The 18664-nt window shown below is 60.6% G+C and carries 17 protein-coding genes and 1 pseudogene; 6 read left to right on the top strand and 12 right to left on the bottom strand.

Going from position 1 to position 18664, the window contains the following annotated elements:
• The first annotated feature begins 107 nt into the window (after positions 1 to 107).
• Positions 108 to 1007 (top strand): DMT family transporter, encoded by a 900-nt coding sequence (locus tag AC1UK9_RS05165; protein ID WP_482579639.1) that lies wholly within the window; start codon positions 108 to 110, stop codon positions 1005 to 1007.
• A gap of 24 nt (positions 1008 to 1031) precedes the next feature.
• Here the strand turns inward: AC1UK9_RS05165 and AC1UK9_RS05170 are convergent, their stop codons facing one another.
• From AC1UK9_RS05170 to AC1UK9_RS05195, 6 genes and pseudogenes are all read right to left on the bottom strand, one after another.
• On the bottom strand, positions 1032 to 1541 hold the full coding sequence (locus AC1UK9_RS05170) for a DUF2165 family protein (protein WP_482579640.1): 510 nt from the start codon (positions 1539 to 1541) through the stop codon (positions 1032 to 1034).
• Positions 1542 to 1698: 157 nt separating this feature from the next.
• Positions 1699 to 2673: a 2-hydroxyacid dehydrogenase gene (locus AC1UK9_RS05175; protein WP_473014525.1), complete on the bottom strand. Its 975-nt coding sequence runs from the start codon at positions 2671 to 2673 to the stop codon at positions 1699 to 1701.
• Between the two features lie 897 nt (positions 2674 to 3570).
• Complete coding sequence (locus AC1UK9_RS05180; protein ID WP_482580453.1) at positions 3571 to 3945, bottom strand: DUF6124 family protein; 375 nt, start codon at positions 3943 to 3945, stop codon at positions 3571 to 3573.
• A gap of 416 nt (positions 3946 to 4361) precedes the next feature.
• A pseudogene (locus AC1UK9_RS05185) lies at positions 4362 to 4472 on the bottom strand (LysR family transcriptional regulator); the annotation flags it as partial.
• Positions 4473 to 4630: 158 nt separating this feature from the next.
• On the bottom strand, positions 4631 to 5077 hold the full coding sequence (locus AC1UK9_RS05190) for a hypothetical protein (RefSeq protein WP_482579641.1): 447 nt from the start codon (positions 5075 to 5077) through the stop codon (positions 4631 to 4633).
• A 138-nt stretch (positions 5078 to 5215) separates the two neighbouring features.
• Entirely contained in the window at positions 5216 to 6184 is a 969-nt protein-coding gene (locus tag AC1UK9_RS05195; protein ID WP_482579642.1) for a LysR family transcriptional regulator, read from the bottom strand.
• A 273-nt stretch (positions 6185 to 6457) separates the two neighbouring features.
• On the opposite strand from AC1UK9_RS05195, the gene AC1UK9_RS05200 reads away from it, so the two are divergent.
• From AC1UK9_RS05200 to AC1UK9_RS05215, 4 genes are all read left to right on the top strand, one after another.
• Positions 6458 to 7957, top strand: a complete 1500-nt coding sequence (locus AC1UK9_RS05200; RefSeq protein ID WP_482579643.1) for an efflux transporter outer membrane subunit — start codon at positions 6458 to 6460, stop codon at positions 7955 to 7957.
• A 139-nt stretch (positions 7958 to 8096) separates the two neighbouring features.
• On the top strand, positions 8097 to 10289 hold the full coding sequence (locus AC1UK9_RS05205; RefSeq protein ID WP_482579644.1) for an FUSC family protein: 2193 nt from the start codon (positions 8097 to 8099) through the stop codon (positions 10287 to 10289).
• Complete coding sequence (locus AC1UK9_RS05210) at positions 10279 to 10479, top strand: DUF1656 domain-containing protein (protein ID WP_003221811.1); 201 nt, start codon at positions 10279 to 10281, stop codon at positions 10477 to 10479. Before AC1UK9_RS05205 ends, AC1UK9_RS05210 begins: the two co-directional genes overlap by 11 nt.
• A 25-nt stretch (positions 10480 to 10504) precedes the next feature.
• Positions 10505 to 11371: an efflux RND transporter periplasmic adaptor subunit gene (locus AC1UK9_RS05215; RefSeq protein ID WP_482579645.1), complete on the top strand. Its 867-nt coding sequence runs from the start codon at positions 10505 to 10507 to the stop codon at positions 11369 to 11371.
• A 128-nt stretch (positions 11372 to 11499) separates the two neighbouring features.
• Here the strand turns inward: AC1UK9_RS05215 and AC1UK9_RS05220 are convergent, their stop codons facing one another.
• On the bottom strand, positions 11500 to 11898 hold the full coding sequence (locus tag AC1UK9_RS05220; protein WP_482579646.1) for a DUF4440 domain-containing protein: 399 nt from the start codon (positions 11896 to 11898) through the stop codon (positions 11500 to 11502).
• On the bottom strand, positions 11895 to 13265 hold the full coding sequence (locus AC1UK9_RS05225) for an MFS transporter (RefSeq protein ID WP_482579647.1): 1371 nt from the start codon (positions 13263 to 13265) through the stop codon (positions 11895 to 11897). The genes AC1UK9_RS05220 and AC1UK9_RS05225 overlap by 4 nt, the downstream gene beginning before the upstream one ends.
• Positions 13266 to 13374: 109 nt before the next feature.
• Here AC1UK9_RS05225 and AC1UK9_RS05230 point away from each other — a divergent pair, with 109 nt between their 5' ends.
• Positions 13375 to 14256 (top strand): LysR family transcriptional regulator, encoded by an 882-nt coding sequence (locus tag AC1UK9_RS05230; RefSeq protein ID WP_482579648.1) that lies wholly within the window; start codon positions 13375 to 13377, stop codon positions 14254 to 14256.
• A 458-nt stretch (positions 14257 to 14714) separates the two neighbouring features.
• Here AC1UK9_RS05230 and AC1UK9_RS05235 read toward each other — a convergent pair whose 3' ends face one another.
• The 4 genes from AC1UK9_RS05235 to AC1UK9_RS05250 all read right to left on the bottom strand — a co-directional run bounded on the left by AC1UK9_RS05235 (position 14715) and on the right by AC1UK9_RS05250 (position 18654).
• Positions 14715 to 15539 carry an SDR family oxidoreductase gene (locus tag AC1UK9_RS05235; RefSeq protein ID WP_025112125.1) on the bottom strand — a complete coding sequence of 275 codons (825 nt, stop codon included), beginning with the start codon at positions 15537 to 15539 and terminating at the stop codon, positions 14715 to 14717.
• A gap of 36 nt (positions 15540 to 15575) precedes the next feature.
• Complete coding sequence (locus AC1UK9_RS05240) at positions 15576 to 16040, bottom strand: hypothetical protein (protein ID WP_025112126.1); 465 nt, start codon at positions 16038 to 16040, stop codon at positions 15576 to 15578.
• 290 nt (positions 16041 to 16330) lie between these two features.
• On the bottom strand, positions 16331 to 17782 hold the full coding sequence (locus AC1UK9_RS05245) for a mannose-1-phosphate guanylyltransferase/mannose-6-phosphate isomerase (protein ID WP_025112127.1): 1452 nt from the start codon (positions 17780 to 17782) through the stop codon (positions 16331 to 16333).
• A gap of 215 nt (positions 17783 to 17997) precedes the next feature.
• The gene (locus tag AC1UK9_RS05250; protein ID WP_025112128.1) at positions 17998 to 18654 is read right to left on the bottom strand and encodes an alginate O-acetyltransferase AlgF; all 657 of its coding nucleotides are present in this window, start codon (positions 18652 to 18654) and stop codon (positions 17998 to 18000) included.
• Positions 18655 to 18664: the final 10 nt, after the last annotated feature.

Raw genomic sequence — 18664 nt, forward strand, 5'->3', positions numbered from 1 at the left:
TCCGTAGCCTTCGCGCTGCCGACCTGTCGGGCAACAAAAGCGCAAGATTTTGCAAGCGAGGCCTGGAGGGGGGGCGGACACTGAAAGCCAATTGAGGAGTGTGCGCCATGAACCTTTCGCTGTATCTGCTGACCGTGCTGATCTGGGGTACCACCTGGATTGCCCTGAAATGGCAATTGGGGGTGGTGGCGATTCCTGTGTCGATCGTCTATCGCTTCGGCCTCGCCGCGCTGGTGTTGTTCGTGCTGTTGCTGCTCAGCCGCCGGCTGCAACCGATGAACCGCCGTGGCCATCTGATTTGCGTGGCACAGGGCTTGTGCCTGTTCTGCGTCAACTTCATGTGTTTCCTCACGGCCAGCCAGTGGATTCCCAGCGGTCTGGTGGCGGTGGTGTTTTCTACGGCTACGTTGTGGAACGCGCTCAACGCACGGGTGTTCTTCGGCCAGCGCATTGCGCGCAACGTGCTGATGGGCGGCGCGCTCGGTTTGTTCGGTCTGGGCATGTTGTTCTGGCCGGAACTGGCCGGCCATCACGCCAGCCCGCAGACCTTGCTCGGTCTTGGTCTGGCGCTGTGCGGCACGCTGTGTTTCTCGGCGGGCAACATGCTGTCGAGCCTGCAGCAGAAAGCCGGTCTGAAACCCCTGACCACCAACGCCTGGGGCATGGCCTATGGCGCGGCAATGTTGTCGGTGTGGTGTCTGGTCAAAGGCATTCCGTTCGACATGGACTGGTCGCCGCGTTACGTCGGCGCGCTGCTGTACCTGGTGATTCCGGGTTCTGTAATCGGCTTCACCGCGTACCTGACGCTGGTTGGGCGCATGGGGCCGGAGCGGGCAGCGTATTGCACGGTGTTGTTCCCGGTGGTGGCGCTGAACGTGTCGGCGTTTGCCGAAGGTTATCAGTGGACGGCGCCGGCGTTGCTTGGGTTGGTATTGGTGATGCTCGGCAATGTGTTGGTGTTTCGTAAGCCGCGCGCGGCGGTACTGACACACACCAAATTGGCGTGAATATTCAGTTGGAGCGTTAGTGCCTCAGCGCTCCACTTTGATTGCGATATAAATTAAAAGCGGGAATAAAAAATCAACAATATGCCGCGCCCAGTCCTTGGCGTTCCAGGTTTGCGAAGTGTCCATGTCGAACCATTCCACGCCGATGACTTGCAGGCAGATGTAATAAACAAACATTGCGATTAACAACCCGACAATCGAAAACCGCTTGGCTTCATGAAAGGCTTGTTCTGACGCGTTTATCTTGCGTAGAAGGTGGTAGGTGCCGATCAGGCAACAGGCGGTCCAGGTCACTTCCAGGGTGATGATGAACCAATAGATCCGGTGGTGCAGTATCGGTGATTCGATTGCCCGGTAACGGATGCCGGGGTTGGTCTGGGTGGTGTCCATGCTGAGAATGTGACCGACATATTCGTAGTTCGATGTGTAATCGGTGAAGTTGCTATACATCACCAGCAAGCCGAAAAAACTTATGTAAGTCATCAGAATGACTTTGCTGTAGCGAATGATTTTCTGCATGTTCAGGTTGTTCAAGGGTTTCTCCGGGGTGTTTATCGTGCTTTCGATAAGTCCGGAGAGTTTAATGTTTGGCGCTGGGCTTTTAGTTGTGACTTGAGTTGCAAGTTATGTAAACGCCTGACCCGCAATCGGGTTGAACGGGCAAGTGCCGATACAGCACTTGCCCGTTTTGTCAGCCGCGCCAGACTTGCGGATTGACCAAGTCTTGCGGGCGTTCGCCGAGCAGTGCGCTGCGCAGGTTGGCGAGGGCGCGGTTGGCCATGGCTTCGCGGGTTTCGTTTGTGGCCGAGCCGATGTGCGGCAATGTCACGGCGTTTTTCAGCTGGAACAGCGGCGATTCGGCCAGCGGTTCTTTTTCGTAGACATCCAGGCCAGCGCCGCGGATACGGTTGTTTTGCAGGGCTTCGATCAGCGCGGGTTCATCGACCACCGGACCACGGGAGATGTTGACCAGAATTGCGCCGGGCTTCATCAGGGCGAGTTCTCGGTGGCTGATCAGGTGGCGGGTCTTGTCGCTGAGCGGCACCACCAGGCAGACGAAGTCGGCTTCGGCGAGCAGTTGGTCGAGGCTGCGAAATTGCGCGCCGAGTTGTTGTTCCAGTTCGGTCTTGCGGCTGTTGCCGCTGTAGAGGATCGGCATGTTGAAGCCGAAGTGGCCGCGGCGGGCGACGGCGGCGCCGATGTTGCCCATGCCGACGATGCCGAGGGTTTTGCCGTGGACGTCACAGCCGAACAGCGGTGCGCCGACGCTGGCTTGCCACTGGCCGGCCTTGGTCCAGGCGTCGAGTTCGGCGACGCGGCGGGCGCTGCTCATGATCAGGGCGAAGGCGAGGTCGGCGGTGCTTTCGGTGAGGACGTCGGGGGTGTTGGTGAGCATGATCCCGCGTTGATTGAAGTAGTCGAGGTCGTAGTTGTCGTAGCCGACGGAGACGCTGGAGACCACTTCGAGTCGGGTAGCGGTTTCGAGTTGGGTTTTGCCGAGTTTGCGGCCGACGCCGATGAGGCCGTGGGCGTGGGGGAGGGCTTCGTTGAATTGGGCGTTGATGTCGCCGTTTTTTGGGTTGGGGACGATGACGTCGAATTCTTGCTGGAGGCGTTCGATCATGGGGGGGGTGATGCGGCTGAAGGCCAGGACTGTTTTTTTCATTGGGCTGGGGCTCGGGCTTCTGGGCTTTATTGCCAAGCAAGCTAACATTTCTTTGGGGGGGTTGGCTTGTTTTGGCGGCCTCTGGGCCGACCATGTTCTTGGGGTTTTGGGTGTATATCCGTTGTTTCGGGGGTTGCGGCTGGCGGTTTCGCTCTTACAGCGAGTCACTTTTGCAGACGCCCAAAAGTAACCAAAACGCTGGGCCCCGGCGTTCGGCCCTCGCTTAGGCTCGGGTTCCTTCGTTGCGGGGTTCATCCGGGGGCATCGTCTACGGTTTGCTTCGCTGCACCTCCTCTCGATGTGTTTGGCTGCGCCAAACGGTCGCTGCGCTCCCACCCCCGGATAAACCCCTCCACTCAGCCTGCCGAAGGGGCCTGCAGATCAAGAGCTGCAGCCGAGCTAACGCTCATCCTGTTGAGTGGGGCGGCTTTGCCGCATGCGGTGCACTCAAATCTAAACTGTAGGCCTTCGCCTGCTCGCGATGGCGGCCTGACAGCCGACCAATCTCCAACTGAACACACCCATTCCAACTGTGGGAGCTGGCCTGCCAGTGAAGGCGGCCTGACAGCCGACCAATCCCCACCTGAACACCCCCAATCCAACTGTGGGAGCGAGCCTGCTCGCGAAGGCGGCCTACGAGCCGACCAATCCCCCACTGAACACACCCACTCCAACTGTAGGAGTGAGCCTGCTCGCGAAGGCGGCCTACGAGCCGACCACCTCCCACCCGAACACACCCAATCCAATTGTGGGAGCTGGCCTGCCAGCAAAGGCGGCCTACTAGCCAACCAACCCCCAAACTGAACACACCCCATTCCACTGTGGGAGCGGGCTTGCTCGCGAAGGCGGTGTGTCATTCAACACAGGTATTTGCTGGTCCACCGCTCCCACAAGGGTTCACCTGTGTGCTGGGGATTGGCTGATTTCCACATTATCCAGCACCCGATTCACTGCCAGCTCCGCCAGCATGATGATCTGCTGGATCGCCAGAATTGTATGCCGCTGTGGCGGGTCGACATAGGCCGCAATGTCGCTGGCCATGATGCTCGCCGAGGCCAGTGATTCGCAGGCATGAACCAGCAGGCTTTCGTTATCCATTTCAGGGGCGACCTGAAACATCGTGCTGGGTTTGTGGAGTTTGAGGGTGGTGGCGGAGGGTTTGAGGTAGTGATCCAGCGCACGCTCGGCGGCGTCGTGGAGTTTTTTCGAGTCGAGGGATTCGTAGGGGGAGATACAGTCCGTTTCGGGCGGATTGGGTGAAGGCTTAATCATGGCAAAGATCCTTTTGACGAAATGGAACTGCCACTTTTCGTTTTCCAGGCGAAGTGGGTGGCAGCTGTACGCAGGCTGGAAAAACCGGCAAAGGATCAAACCCGGCAGACCCGAGGGTCTCCCACGTACAGCCGCCATAACTGAAACACCGGCGCTGAAAAAGCGCGGCATTATGTCATGTGCTTTGATCCTTCGGGTTTTCCAGACCCGGTCGCTGATGTGTCAGCGACCGAACCAGCCTATCCACCCCACTTCCGACCCACAACCGTCAAAACCTGTCGGAAAACTCCCGTCAAATCACCGCTTTTGTAGGAGTCACCGTAGGCTGCGATTTTTGATTTTTAAACAGCCTGAGCAAAAGATCACAGCCTCGCCGCACTACACAGTTCCTGCAGGGGCGCGGTCAGTGTTTAAGTTCAGTTGGCGACTCGTGCCCCCGCCAGACTCCCACTCAACTCATACGCCGCCAGTTCCGCCTGATGCGCCGCCAATATCTCTGGCAGCGAGCCACGCAAGTACTCAACCCACCACTCAGGCCAAGACTGCTTTCTCATTGGAGTAGGGCCTGAATCTGCGATGGCTTGATTGCCAGGCAAGCCGACATCCTTGTTAATAAGTGGTACGCGGACGGCATTAACCTCACTGCCTGACTTTCAGGGCAGTGAGGAGACTGAGGTGCGTTGTTTTACTTGGTCCACCCAGTGACATTGATTTTGCCAATTGCTTGATGGCGACGATCTTCATCTAAAATTCCGACGTTGAATGTGGCTTTGAATTCGCCTGTCTGTTTATCAAACTTTTCAACGGTTAAATGACCTGAATTTTTGTCAGTTTCATAGTTGGTAGAGTGAGCGTCACCGTGTGGATCAACCCAGGTGTGTTGAAACATAGGTGGGCCAGGAATGGCGGAGTTGGGAAGTTCATAGCGCCCGACCTGAATTTCAGAAGAAAGGGTAACCAAGAACCTAATATATTCATTTTCACTGAGATCATGCTGTGCGTACAAGGCTACGTTTTTGTCGGGGTCGCGTCCGAAATAGGTGACAACACCTTCGAATCTTGGGTACTTGAAATCATGAATATCAGCCTCAAAAGTGCCAACATTTGCGAGTGTTTTGTTATCTGCAAGCATGGTAGAGCTCCTTGAATTAACTCTGGGTTTGCATCGCAGAGTGTCGACTCAAGGAGATGATTTAAGTAACTGTCATAATTGACAGGTTTGTAGATCTATTCGCTATATGGAAGTATCAATTTAAAGCATGTGCCGATATTAGTTTGCTAATTGCGCTCCACTCAAACTCCCACTCAACTCATACGCCGCCAGTTCCGCCTGATGCGCCGCCAATATCTCTGGCAGCGAGCCACGCAAGTACTCAACCCAGGTCTTGATTTTTGCATCCAGGTATTGCCGTGACGGGTAGATCGCGTACAGGTTGAGTTCCTGCGAGCGGTAGTTCGGCATCATCCGTACCAGCGTGCCGTTGCGCAGGCCTTCGATGGCGGCGTAGACCGGCAGCACACCGACGCCCATGCCGCTGATGATCGCGGCTTTCATTGCGTCGGCGGAGTTCACCAGGAACGGCGAGCTGTTGATAGTCACCATTTCCTGGCCGTCCGGGCCGTTGAAGGCCCATTTTTCCAGGGGGATCACCGGGCTGACGAGGCGCAGGCAGGCGTGGTTCAGCAGGTCGCTGGGTTTTTGCGCGCAGCCGTTGGCTTTCACGTAGGCCGGCGAGGCGCAGACGATGCTGTAGGTGATGCCCAGGCGTTGCGAGACGAAACCCGAGTCCGGCAGTTCGCTGGCCAGCACGATGGACACGTCGTAGCCCTCGTCGAGCAGGTCCGGCACGCGGTTGGCCATGGTCAGGTCGAAGGTCACGTCCGGGTGGGTCTTGCGGTAGCGGGCGATGGCGTCGATCACGAAGTGCTGGCCGATGCCGGTCATGGTGTGCACTTTCAGCTGGCCGGCGGGGCGGGCGTGGGCTTCGCTGGCCTCGGCTTCGGCTTCTTCGACGTAGGCCAGGATCTGTTCGCAGCGCAGCAGGTAGCGCTTGCCGGCCTCGGTCAGGGCGATGCGCCGGGTCGTGCGATTGAGCAGGCGGGTTTGCAGGTGGGCTTCCAGGTTGGAGACCGCGCGCGAGACGTTGGCCGTGGTGGTGTCGAGTTGCACGGCGGCGGCGGTGAAACTGCCGGCTTCGGCCACACAACTGAAGGCGCGCATGTTTTGCAATGTGTCCATGGGGTGCTCTCAAGGGAGATGGCAAATTGTGACACGAAGTTTCAGGGGCTGAGACCCCCGACCAAGGGATTATCTCGTTAACGGTAACAAAGATTCACAGGAATCCCAGCTTATCGCCGTTCAGGGCGCCCCATAGAATTGCGCCGTTGTGGGAGCGGGCTTGCTCGCGAAAGCGATTTCATCTTCAACGCGGCGTCTTCTGACAGAGCGCTTTCGCGAGCAAGCCCGCTCCCACAGGGCCTCGGTTCTCCCCTTTTTCAGGAATTCGCAGCTGTGCCGCGTCGCATCAACAGAGCGCTTTTGCCGCTCAGTGTTCTGGCTTTCACCCTGGGTCTCAGCGGCTGCATCGGTACCGGAGGAATTGCCCCGCAGGGCAAGGCGCTGGAGGCCAATACGCTGGCCACCGACGACGCCATTGCCCACGCTGCCAAAGACGCCCACTGGCCCACCGCGCAATGGTGGCAAGCCTACGGGGACCCGCAACTCAATCGCTGGATCGACCTCGCCGTGCAGGGCAGCCCGACCATGGACATGGCCGCTGCGCGGGTGCGTCAGGCCAAAGCCATGGCCGGTGTCGCCGAGGCCGCCGAGTCGTTGCAGATCAATGGCGAGTCGACGCTCAAGCGCCATAACTGGCCGACCGATCAGTTCTACGGCCCCGGCGAGTTGGCCAACACCACCACCTGGGACAACAACGCCGCGCTGGGTTTCAGCTACGCCCTCGACCTTTGGGGCCGCGAAAGCAATGCCAGCGAGCGGGCGGTGGATCTGGCGCACATGAGCGCCGCCGAAGCGCGGCTGGCGCAGCTGGAATTGCAGAACAACATCGTGCGCGCCTACATCGAGCTGTCGCTGCATTACGCCCAGCGCGACATCGTCGCCGCGACGCTCAAGCAGCAACAGCAGATTCTTGATCTGGCGCAGAAACGTCTGAACGGCGGCATCGGTACACACTTCGAAGTCAGCCAGGCCGAAACGCCGTTGCCGGAAACCCATCGGCAGTTGGATGCGCTGGACGAAGAAATCGCCCTGAGCCGCAACCAGATCGCCGCACTGGCCGGCAAAGGCCCGGGTGCGGGCGCGCAGTTGCAGCGACCGACCCTGGCGCTCGGTGCGGCGCTGAAACTGCCCTCGGCTTTGCCGGCCGATCTGCTCGGCCAGCGCCCCGATGTGGTCGCCAGTCGCTGGCAAGTCGCCGCGCAGGCCCGCGGCATCGACGTCGCGCACGCCGGTTTTTATCCCAATGTCGACCTGGTCGGCAGCCTCGGCTACATGGCGACCGGCGGCGGGGCGCTGGAGTTTCTGACCGGCAAGAAGCTCAACTACAACGTCGGCCCGGCGATCTCCTTGCCGATCTTCGACGGTGGACGCTTGCGTAGCGAGTTGGGTGAAGCGTCTGCCGGGTATGACATCGCCGTGGCGCATTACAACCAGACGCTGGTCAATGCGCTGAAGAGCATCTCGGACCAGTTGATCCGCCGCGAGTCGATGGACAAGCAGCAAGCCTTTGCCGCCGAGTCCGTGGCCACCGCACAGAAGACTTACGACATCGCGATGATCGCCTATCAGCGAGGCCTCACCGATTACCTCAACGTGCTCAATGCGCAGACCTTGCTGTTCAAGCAGCAGCAGGTGCAGCAGCAGGTGCAGGCAGCGCGACTGAGTGCGCATGCCGAGTTGGTGACCGCGCTGGGTGGTGGCCTCGGGGCTGGCAATGACGTGCCCACTGTCGAGCAAACCCAAGCGCCGAAAACCCCGGCTCTCCTGCGGTGAACACACAATTCCTGTGGGAGCGGGCTTGCTCGCGAAGAGGGAGTGTCTGGCAGCGCATTGGTTGTCTGACACAGCGCATTCGCGAGCAAGCCCGCTCCCACAGTTTCTCCGGTTCGATTGAATTTTTGAGCAAGACCAAATGACTCCCTTGCCCGCACCTTTACGCTGGCTCTACTCCCTGGAATGGCGTCGGGGCTTCTTTGACTGGGCGCGCAGCGACGGCGTGACCTGGGTCTATATCTTCAAGGTATTGCTCGCCGCGTTCCTCACGCTGTGGCTGGCGATGCGCCTGGAACTGCCGCAGCCGCGCACGGCGATGATCACCGTGTTCATCGTCATGCAGCCGCAGAGCGGTCATGTATTCGCCAAGAGTTTCTATCGCTTCCTCGGCACCCTGGCCGGGTCGGCAATGATGGTCACGCTGATCGCGCTGTTCGCGCAGAACACCGAACTGTTCCTTGGCTCGCTGGCGATCTGGGTCGGCATCTGCTCGGCCGGTGCGGCGCGCTGCCGTAACTTTCGTGCCTACGGTTTTGTCCTCGCCGGCTACACAGCGGCGATGGTCGGGCTGCCGGCGCTGGCGCATCCTGACGGTGCGTTCATGGCCGCCGTGTGGCGAGTGCTGGAGATCTCGCTGGGGATTCTCTGCTCGACCGTGGTCAGTGCCGCGATCCTGCCGCAAACCGCCAGTGCGGCGATGCGCAACGCCTTGTATCAGCGTTTTGGCGTGTTTGCCTTGTTCGTCACCGATGGCCTGCGCGGGCGCAGCAAGGCCGATGCGTTCGAGGCCAGCAACGTACGCTTCATTGCCGAAGCGGTGGGCCTGGAAGGGCTGCGCAGCGTGACCGTGTTCGAAGACCCGCACATGCGTCGGCGCAATGGTCGCCTCAGTCGTTTGAACAGCGAGTTCATGGGCATCACCACGCGCTTCAACGCCTTGCATCAGTTGCTTGAACGTCTGCGTGGCAATGGCGAAGAACATGTGGTGGCTGCGATCAGGCCGGGCCTGCAGGATCTGGCCGAAGTGCTCGACGGTTTCAGTGGCCGCGCCCTGACCAGCCCGGACGCTGCACGCCTGGCGACTGCGTTGGCTACCTACAAGGAAGGTTTGCCGGCGCGGGTGCGCAGCCTGCGCGCAACCTTCCAGGAAACCGCTCCGAGTGAAGCCGAGCAGCTGGATTTTCACACCGCGTACGAGCTGCTCTATCGCTTCGTCGACGACCTGCACAGTTATGCACAGACCCACGCCTCGCTGGCCGATCACAGCCATGAGCGCGAGCGCTGGGACGAGCCGTTCACTCCGCAAACCAATTGGTGGGCCGCCGCTGCCTCGGGCATTCGTGCCTCGTTCATCCTGATCGTGCTCGGTAGTTACTGGGTCGCCACCGCGTGGCCGAGCGGCGCGACCATGACCCTGATCGCCGCTGCCACCGTGGGCCTGTCCGCCGCCACGCCGAACCCCAAACGCATGGCTTTTCAGATGGCCTGCGGGACTTTCCTCGGGGCGCTGATCGGCTTCGTCGAGATGTTCTTCATCTTCCCGTGGATCGATGGTTTTCCGCTGCTGTGCGTGATGCTTGCGCCGGTAATCGTGCTCGGTTCGTTCCTCGCTTCGCGGCCGCAATACGCCGGGGTCGGTCTGGGGCTGCTGATCTTCTTCAGCACAGGTTCAGTGCCGGACAACCTGACCATCTACAACCCCTACACCTTCATCAACGACTACATCGCCATGGTCATGGGCATGTTGGTCTGCGCGGCGGCAGGGGCGATCATTTTGCCGCCGAACAGTCGCTGGTTGTGGAAGCGTCTGGAGCAGGATCTGCGCGGCCAGGTGGTGTACGCGATCAGCGGCAAACTCAAGGGCCTGGCGTCGAGTTTCGAGAGCCGCACCCGCGACCTGCTGCATCAGGCCTACGGTCTCGCCGCCGGTCAGCCGACTGTGCAAAAGAACCTGCTGCGCTGGATGTTCGTGGTCCTTGAAGTCGGCCACGCAATCATCGAGTTGCGCAAGGAACAGGCGATTCTCCCGGTGCACCCGGCGTATGCCGAATCGCAGCCATGGCGTCAGGCGATTCGCGTGATGGGCCGCGCGCTGGTGCGGCTGTTTCTGCAGCCTAACCAGAGCAATCTGGAGCGCGCACTGGTGGCGGTCGATCACGCGATCAGTCGGGTCGCCGCGACTGACGAGCCGTTCGCGCCGCACTTCGACACCTCGGCCCTGCGACGGGTGAAGAGCTACCTGCACTTCATCCGCACCTCGTTGCTCGACCCGCAATCACCGCTCGCTGCCTACGCAATCGCCAAGCCCGAAGGACTTGCCCATGCCTCGTGAAATCGCCTTCCACGGCGTGTACATGCCGACCATGACCCTGATGTTTTTCGTCGCCGCAGCACTGGCCTGGGCGCTTGACCGGTTCCTCTCGGGGTTCGATCTGTACCGCTTCTTCTGGCACCCGGCGCTGCTGCGCCTGAGCCTGTTTACCTGTCTGTTCGGCGCCATGGCGCTGACTGTTTACCGTTGACTCTCTATCTCTGAAGAAGGCCCTGATGAAAAAGTTTTTCAGCCTGCTCGCGACCCTGCTGGTGCTGGCCCTGGCGCTGTGGATCGGCCGCACGTTGTGGGAGCACTACATGAACACGCCGTGGACCCGCGACGGCCGCGTGCGCGCCGACATCATCAACGTCGCGGCCGACGTCACCGGTGAAGTCATCGATGTGCCGGTGCGCGACAACCAGTTGGTGAAGAAGGGCGATTTGCTCATGCAGATCGACCCGGAGCATTACCGCATCGCGGTCAAACAGGCGCAGTCGCTGGTCGCTTCGCGCAAGTCGACGTGGGAGATGCGCAAGGTCAACGCGCATCGCCGCGCCGATCTGGACAACCTGGTGATCTCCAAGGAGAACCGCGACGACGCCAGCAACATCGCCGACGCCGCGCTGGCCGATTACCAACACGCGCAAGCACAACTGGAAGCCGCCGAACTCAACCTCAAACGCACCGAAGTGCGCGCGGCAGTGGACGGCTACGTGACCAACCTCAACGTGCATCGCGGCGACTACGCGCGCATCGGCGAGGCGAAAATGGCGGTGGTCGACATGAACTCGTTCTGGGTTTACGGCTTCTTCGAAGAGACCAAACTGCCGCACGTGCGTGTAGGCGATAAGGCCGACATGCAACTGATGAGTGGCGAAGTGTTGAAGGGCCACGTGGAGAGTATTTCCCGTGGCATCTACGACCGCGACAACCCGGAAAGCCGCGAGCTGATCGCCGATGTGAACCCGACGTTCAACTGGGTACGCCTGGCGCAGCGAGTGCCGGTGCGCATTCACATTGATGAAGTGCCGCAGGGTGTGCTGTTGGCGGCGGGGATTACCTGCACCGTGGTGGTGAAGCAGGACACTGTGGATAACTGACAGACCGTGTCGCTGCCATCGCGAGCAGGCTCACTCCCACATTTGATTTGTGTCGTTTACAAAACCCGTGTGGGCGCGAGCCTGCTCGCGAAGAGGGCAACGCGCTCTGTCATGAAGATAGCGAACCGTCATTCACCACAAAACGTCTCCTGCAAATGCCGCCAGAGCACCCGCCCGGCATCGCTCTTTTCAAACACCACCGTCGAGCGCCGATCCGTGTGCAACCCATTCGCGTCCGTCTGCTGCTCGCGATAACTCAACGTCGCGCCGTGCGCATGCAGCGCAATTGCGCGCAGCTCACTGAGCTCGATCCTGAAGCCTGTTCTCTTCCCGCCCACCGCTTGAAACAGTGCGCGCAAAGCGCCGATATCCAGCACCCGGCCGAGCGGCGTGACCATGGAAAAATCCGCCGAGAACCGGCTCAGCAAGCGCTCCAGTTCGGCTGAGTCCTGCTCCACGGCAAACCATTGTTCGATGGCCTCGTGCGCGTGGATCACTTCGTCAAAATATTGTTGGTAGTCCGTCATGTGGATTTTTCCTGAAGGGGAGGTGAGCTCAGCAGTGCGAGCACGTGGGTGGCGTCGAAGCGCAACACGGCGGCCATCGGCAACAACGTGAGCAGCGCTGCGGCGAGGAAGCAGTAGCGGAAACCGTCGCCGCCCAATGCCCCCAGCAATGAGCTGAGCAGTGCCGCGCCGAGGCAGAAACCGAGCTGACGATTGATGTTCCAGAGGGCGCTGGAGTGGCCCATTTTTTCCGGGGTCATGCCGACAAACGCCAGGGTCTGTGCAGTCACGCTGCACAGGCTGCCGCCCAGTCCCATCAGGGCGTAGGCGATGATCAGCGGCGCTGCAGCGGGCTGTTCGATGCGCATCAGCATGACAATCCCCAAGCATTGCAGGAGCATGCCGGTGATCAGCAACGGTTTGGGGCCAGTGCGGTTGAAACTGCGTTTGCCGAGCATGATCGCCACGCCCGAGGCGGCGGCCCAGGACAGCATCAGCGCGCCGGTTTGCGCGGCGCCGAAGCCGAGGTCGTGCAGGTACAACACGGCAATCATGTTGGTGCCGGTAAAGACCCCGGGCACAAACAGGTAGATCAGCATCGCCAGGCGCAGCGACGGGCTCTTGAGCAGTTGCAGGTCGAGGACAGCGTCGGGTTTGCGCCAGCCATCGCGCAGGTACAGCCATAGGGTCAAGGCGCCGAGCAACAGGACGCCACCGGCGAGGTGACGGGTAGCGGCGGCGCTCGCCAGGCTCACGGCAATCAGTAACAGACTCAGGGCTGAGACCGCCAGCAGCAGGCCGCGCAGGTCCAGCGTCGGGCGTTCTGCGCTGGGCTGATCCGCTTTCAACCAGAGCAGGCCCAAGGCAAACGCCAGCAGCGCCAGTGGCAGGTTCAGGTAGAAAATCCAGCGCCACGACAAGGCCTCGACGATCAGCCCGCCCGCTGCCGGCGACAGGGCCGGGACCATCAGCGCGACCATCAACACCACCCCGGTCAGGTGCGCCCGCTGTGCCGCCGGAAATTGCCGATACGCCAGGGCCTGACCGACCGGCAGCAACAAGCCGCCACCGAGCCCTTGCAGCAGGCGCCAGCCGATCAGACTTTCAATCGACCCGGCCTGTGCCACCAGGCCCGAGGCGATCCCGAACAGCAGCAGCGAACTCAGGATCAACCGACGCTCGCCCAACCGTGCGGCCAGCCACACGCTCATCGGAATGATCAGCGTCAGCCCGAGCATGTAGGCGTTGGTGATCCACGCCAGTTGCGTCACCGAGGCGTGCAACTCCCGCGCGATGTCCGGGTAGGCAATGCTGGCGGCGAACATGTTCAGCAGGTCGAGGGCGAACCCGAACAAATACACCAGCGCGACTTTCGAGCGATAGGCCATGGCAGCTTCCCTGTGATGAGACGTGCAGGTTAAGGCGCTGGAGACGTTAGGAAAACGCTGGTTTGCCTGCTAGTTTGTCAAAATAATTTTGACAAGGAGTGCCGTGACGATGGTCAGCCTGGACCGTTTTGACACGTTCAAAGCCGTGGTGGAGGCTGGGTCATTGACCGCCGCCGCTGACACCCTGGGGCAGACCCGGGCGGTGGTGAGCTTCAACCTCAAGCGGCTGGAAGAGGAATTGGGCGTCACGCTGCTCACGCGCAACACCCGGCAACTGGCCCTGACCGATGCCGGCGAGCGTTTTTATCGCCGCTGTTTGCGCACTCTCGATGAAGCGCGTCTGGCGATCGAGGAGGCCCGTTCCGAGCACTCGCAACTCAAGGGCACGTTGCGCATCACCACCACCGTGGAATTCGCATTGGCTCAGGTGGTGCCGGCGCTGGAGGTGTTTCGCCAGCAACAGCCACAACTGAACATTCACCTGTCGACGTCCTCGACCCATGCCGATCTGATCTCCGAACGCTTCGACATGGCGATCCGCCTGGGACGCATGCACGACTCCAATCTGCGGGCGGTGCAGTTGTCGACGTTCGAAGTGTTTGCGGTGGCGGCGCCAGGGTTGGTCGAGCGCTTCACGCCGGTTGTCACGCTGGCAACGCTGGAGTCGATGCCGACCCTGGGCCACGGACGAGTGCCGGAAATGACGGTCACCGACCTTACTGGCACCGAGCATGTCTACCAGCCAAAACCGGGGACCACCGCCATCGTTGCCGACAACTCGGCGACGCTGCGGGCGTTTGCGTTGACCGGGCAAGGCGTGGCGATTCTGCCGCAGTGGCTGATTCAGGATGATCTGGAGGCCGGGCGATTGGTGCGGTTATTGGCGGATTACCGCTTTGCTCAGCAGGGGGTTTACGCGTTGTACCCGGATACCCGGCATTTGCCGCTGAAGGTGCGGGCGTTCATTGATTTCATGAAAGGCTGGGGATGAGTGTTGCCTGGCCAGGCCTCTTCGCGAGCAAGCCCGCTCCCACATTTGGAATGCATTCCCCTGTTGGAGCAGGCTCCCCCCACATCTGGAATGCATTCCCCTGTTGGAGCAGGCTCAGCCCACACCTGGAATGCATTCCTCTGCTGGAGCAGGCTCAGCCCACATCTGGAAAGCATTCCCCTGTTGGAGCAGGCTCAGCCCACATCTGGAAAGCACTCCCCTGTTGGAGCAGGCTCAGCCCACATCTGGAAAGCATTCCCTGTTGGAGCAGGCTCAGCCCACATCTGGAAAGCATTCCGTGTTGGAGCAGGCTCAGCCCACATCTGGAAAGCATTCCCCTGTTGGAACAGGCTCAGCCCACATCTGGAATGCATTCCCTGTGGGAGCAGGCTCGCTCCCACTTTTGGAATGCATTCCCCTGTGGGAGCGAGCTTGCTCGCGAAAGCGTCAACTCGGTCTCAAAGCTTCCCACGCAACCCGAACCGCTTCATCAATGTCGACTCCAGCAACCCCTTTGGCAAAAAAGTAGCCAGCAACGGCAACGCCCGGCTGCCATTACCAATGCGGATCAGGCGTGGCGGCTTGTCCTGCTGCACAGCCTTGAGCAATTCAGCGGCAAACTCACTGGCGGGGGTCGGCTTGTCCTGCGACGCCTTGGCCCGCGCGCGAATCCCCTCACGCAATGGAAACCACGGCGATTGCTCATTGATCAACTGCTCGGCCTCATGCCCGGCATTCTTGGCGAAACTCGACTGAATTGCCCCTGGCTGCACTTCCATCACACGAATGCCAAACGGCGCCAGCTCCATGCGCAATGCATCGCTCAAGGCATGCACCGCGGCTTTCGAGGCGCAGTAGGCACCGGCGAACGGCGTGACCAAAACCCCTGAGACACTGCCGATATTCACCACCAAACCCTTGGCCCGGCGCAGCACCGGGAACAGGGCGCGAGTAACGCCAATGACCGAGAATACGTTGGTCTCGAACTGGCGTTGCATGGCCGGCACGCCGCCATCGAGCAACGGCCCCATCGCACCATAACCGGCATTGTTGATCAGCACATCGAGGCCGCCATGCTGCTGGTTGATCCGTTCGCCAAGCTGTTCCAGCGCCACGCTGTCATTCACGTCCAGCTGGATCGCCGTGAACCCGGCTGCGGCGAGGGCGCGGACGTCCTCGGTCTTGCGCGCACTGGCCCAGACCTCGTAACCGGCGGCTTTGAACGCATCGGCGAGGGCGCGGCCGATGCCGCTGGAACAACCGGTGATCAACGCAACGGGCATGGCGCATTCCTTGTGCAAAAAAGTGGGGGAAGGGGATCAGTCGGAGAAACTGCCCTGCAAACGCTCGGCGCGGAACTCCAGGGTTTGCGGACGATAACCGGCGCGCAGCGGTGGCAGGGGCAGGCAATCTTCCCAGTTGCCACCGGCCTGCAATTCACCGGGGCCACGATAGCGTGGGGCGGTGTATTGGTTGTCGGCCAGATTGACCGTGTCACCCGGTGCATAGGCTGCGATGCGCCAGCGCAGTTCGGTCAGCGGGACGTCGTTGCCGTTTTTCATTTTCAGTTGCAGCGGGCGATCCGCGGGGCAGTGTTCAGGCGCGTAGGCAATGCGCATCTCCAGACGCGCCAGTTGCTTGAGCTCGCGGTTGTCCAGCCACACCACCCAGACCGCCACCAGCCCCAGGCCAACAGCGGCGGCCACCGACACCGGTACAGCCTTGGCCGGATAGCGCAGCAACAGAATCAGCCAGGTGATGACCAGCAAAACGCCGATGAACATGTCGCACAACCTCGCAGGGATAGAGGGGCATCCTACCTAAGCGTAGGTGAGGTTGGCGATGGGCAGGATTTCTGTGGTGAAGGTGAAGACGCCTTCGCGAGCAAGCCCGCTCCCACAGGGATGGGGGCAGATCACAAAATCGAGCCATGCCTCGGCCCACTGTGGGAGCGGGCTTGCTCGCGAAGAGGCCAGTACCGACACCGCAGATCCCGGATAAAAAAAGCCCCCGCCCAACCCACTGCGGATAGGGGACGCAGCGGGCTGGACGGGGGCTTCTCATTGCGGGTTGATCACTGCGCGATGGTTTTCACCGACACGCCGCGTTCGATCGGAGTCGAGCGACCGTAGATGTCTTCGAAACGCTCGATATCGTCTTCACCCAGGTACGAGCCCGACTGTACTTCGATGATTTCCAGCGGGATCTTGCCCGGGTTGCGCAGACGGTGCACCGAGGCGATCGGGATGTAGGTCGACTGGTTTTCGCAGAGCAGGAACACGTTTTCATCGCAGGTCACTTCGGCGGTGCCACTGACCACGATCCAGTGCTCGGCGCGGTGGTGGTGCATCTGCAGCGACAGGCACGCGCCCGGTTTCACCGAGATGTGCTTGACCTGGAAACGCCCGCCCATGTCCACCGAGTCGTACGAACCCCATGGACGATAGACTTCGCAGTGGTTCTGGGTTTCGCTGCGGCCCTGCTCATTGAGCGTGTTGACCATCTGCTTGACGCCCTGAACCTTGTCTTTGTGGGCGATCATCATCGCGTCTTTGGTTTCGACCACGACGATGTTTTCCAGGCCGATCACCGACACCAGTTTGCCGTTGCCGTGGATCATGCAGTTCTTGCTGTCCTGGATCACCACATCGCCTTTGCTGACGTTGCCGTTGGCGTCCTTCTCGTTGACTTCCCACAGCGACGACCAGCAACCGACATCGCTCCAGCCGGCGGTCAGCGGCACCACGCAGGCGCGTTGGGTTTTTTCCATCACCGAGTAGTCGATGGAGTTGTCCGGGCAGCAGGCGAAGGTGGCTTCGTCGAAGGTGATGGTGTCGTTGTCCTGCTCGCTGCGCTCAAGGGTCAGCAGGCAGGTGTCGTAGATGTCCGGATCGTGTTTTTTCAGCTCTTCGAGGAAGCGGCTGGCGCGGAACAGGAACATGCCGCTGTTCCAGTAGTAACCACCGGACTCGACGTACTCGGTGGCGCGTTTGACGTCGGGTTTTTCGACGAAGTGCGAAACGCGACTGACGCCTTCGGGTAGCAGCGAATCGCCGGTGGATTTGATGTAGCCGTAACCGGTTTCCGGTTTGGTCGCCGGCACGCCGAACAGCACCATCTCGCCGTTTTCGGCGGCCACGGTGGCCAGGGCGAGGGCACGTTGCAGGGCTTTCTGGTCTTCCAGCACGTGGTCGGCCGGCAGCACCAGCATCAACTCGTCACGGCCTTCGTTGACCAACATCATCGCGGTCAGCGCCACCGCCGGCGCCGTGTTGCGGCCGAACGGCTCCATCAGGATGCGCTGGCATTCGAGATTGCGATTGGCCAACTGCTCGTTGACGATGAAGCGGTGATCCTTGTTGCAGACCACGATCGGCGTGTCCATGCCTTCGAACACCAGGCGTTCCAGGGTTTGCTGGAACAGCGTGTGTTCACCGGTCAGGGCGAGGAATTGCTTGGGGAATTGCTTGCGCGAAAGCGGCCAAAGACGTGAACCGCTACCACCTGACAAGATCACCGGAATCATATTGTTTACTCCATAAAATCGATTGGGTTAGAGCCACGAACCTGTGTCGTTTCACTCTTGTTGTTGTCTCGTATCCGAACTGACAACCCGGTCAAGGGTGGGAGGGGGCTTGCTCCCGAAGGCGGTGCATCAGTCGACACATCTGTTGAATGTCGGACCGCTTTCGCGAGCAGGCTCGCTCCCACAGGGGGGACTGAGTCAGTTCGGAAAATTTGTTAGCGGGTCGACACCGGGCGTTTCACCCAGACTGGCGACAGGCTGCTGCCGGAACCCGTGACGTACAGCACTGCGGCCTCACCGCGCTCCAGGGCGACCGGTTTCACGTCGCCGACTTTCTTGTCGCCTTCGTACAGCGCCAGGCTGACTTTCACCGGGTTGATTTCACGTTCGCCACGGCCCTTGGCAGCCACGTTCGGCACCACGTCGGTCTTGCCGTCGGCGGTCTTCAGGGTCAGCGGTTTGTCGCTGAGGTTCTGCACGCGCACCAGGGATTTCTGCTTGTTCTTGAACGGCGGCTCTTCAATCAGTTGCGGCGCGCCGGAAGCGTTGTTGACCAGGGTGTAGTAATGGTCACCGGCGAGTTTCACCGGCAGGGTCTGGCTGCCGACCTTGGCGCTGTAGTCGCCGCCCGGCATGAAGCTGAAGTCGCTGCTGGCCAGTGGCGCAACGTCGCTCAGGCTGGTGCTGCCGACGGTGGCGCTGACTTCGGCGTTGCTGGCGTTGTAGACCCGCACGAAGGTCGAGCCTTTCGGGGCAGTCGGGCCGTACAGCGCGGCGTCACCACCGGCAAAAGCCTGTACCGACAGCACGCTCAGACCCGCAACCAGAGCGAAGCTTTTAGCGAGACGACGAGGAGTAGTTGTGAAAGTCATTGTGTTACCT

This window comes from Pseudomonas sp. AK-TSAG1-1, from assembly GCF_056821665.1.

What these genes read in the sequence shown, in the direction of transcription:
- AC1UK9_RS05180 (WP_482580453.1), bottom strand. Translation starts at nt 3,945, where the DNA reads ATGATTAAGCCTTCACCCAATCCGCCCGAAACGGACTGTATCTCCCCC.
- AC1UK9_RS05220 (WP_482579646.1), bottom strand. Translation starts at nt 11,898, where the DNA reads ATGACGGACTACCAACAATATTTTGACGAAGTGATCCACGCGCACGAG.
- AC1UK9_RS05165 (WP_482579639.1), top strand. Translation starts at nt 108, where the DNA reads ATGAACCTTTCGCTGTATCTGCTGACCGTGCTGATCTGGGGTACCACC.
- AC1UK9_RS05175 (WP_473014525.1), bottom strand. Translation starts at nt 2,673, where the DNA reads ATGAAAAAAACAGTCCTGGCCTTCAGCCGCATCACCCCCCCCATGATC.
- AC1UK9_RS05235 (WP_025112125.1), bottom strand. Translation starts at nt 15,539, where the DNA reads ATGCCCGTTGCGTTGATCACCGGTTGTTCCAGCGGCATCGGCCGCGCC.
- AC1UK9_RS05195 (WP_482579642.1), bottom strand. Translation starts at nt 6,184, where the DNA reads ATGGACACATTGCAAAACATGCGCGCCTTCAGTTGTGTGGCCGAAGCC.
- AC1UK9_RS05210 (WP_003221811.1), top strand. Translation starts at nt 10,279, where the DNA reads ATGCCTCGTGAAATCGCCTTCCACGGCGTGTACATGCCGACCATGACC.
- AC1UK9_RS05240 (WP_025112126.1), bottom strand. Translation starts at nt 16,040, where the DNA reads ATGTTCATCGGCGTTTTGCTGGTCATCACCTGGCTGATTCTGTTGCTG.
- AC1UK9_RS05190 (WP_482579641.1), bottom strand. Translation starts at nt 5,077, where the DNA reads ATGCTTGCAGATAACAAAACACTCGCAAATGTTGGCACTTTTGAGGCT.
- AC1UK9_RS05245 (WP_025112127.1), bottom strand. Translation starts at nt 17,782, where the DNA reads ATGATTCCGGTGATCTTGTCAGGTGGTAGCGGTTCACGTCTTTGGCCG.
- AC1UK9_RS05205 (WP_482579644.1), top strand. Translation starts at nt 8,097, where the DNA reads ATGACTCCCTTGCCCGCACCTTTACGCTGGCTCTACTCCCTGGAATGG.
- AC1UK9_RS05225 (WP_482579647.1), bottom strand. Translation starts at nt 13,265, where the DNA reads ATGGCCTATCGCTCGAAAGTCGCGCTGGTGTATTTGTTCGGGTTCGCC.
- AC1UK9_RS05215 (WP_482579645.1), top strand. Translation starts at nt 10,505, where the DNA reads ATGAAAAAGTTTTTCAGCCTGCTCGCGACCCTGCTGGTGCTGGCCCTG.
- AC1UK9_RS05230 (WP_482579648.1), top strand. Translation starts at nt 13,375, where the DNA reads ATGGTCAGCCTGGACCGTTTTGACACGTTCAAAGCCGTGGTGGAGGCT.
- AC1UK9_RS05250 (WP_025112128.1), bottom strand. Translation starts at nt 18,654, where the DNA reads ATGACTTTCACAACTACTCCTCGTCGTCTCGCTAAAAGCTTCGCTCTG.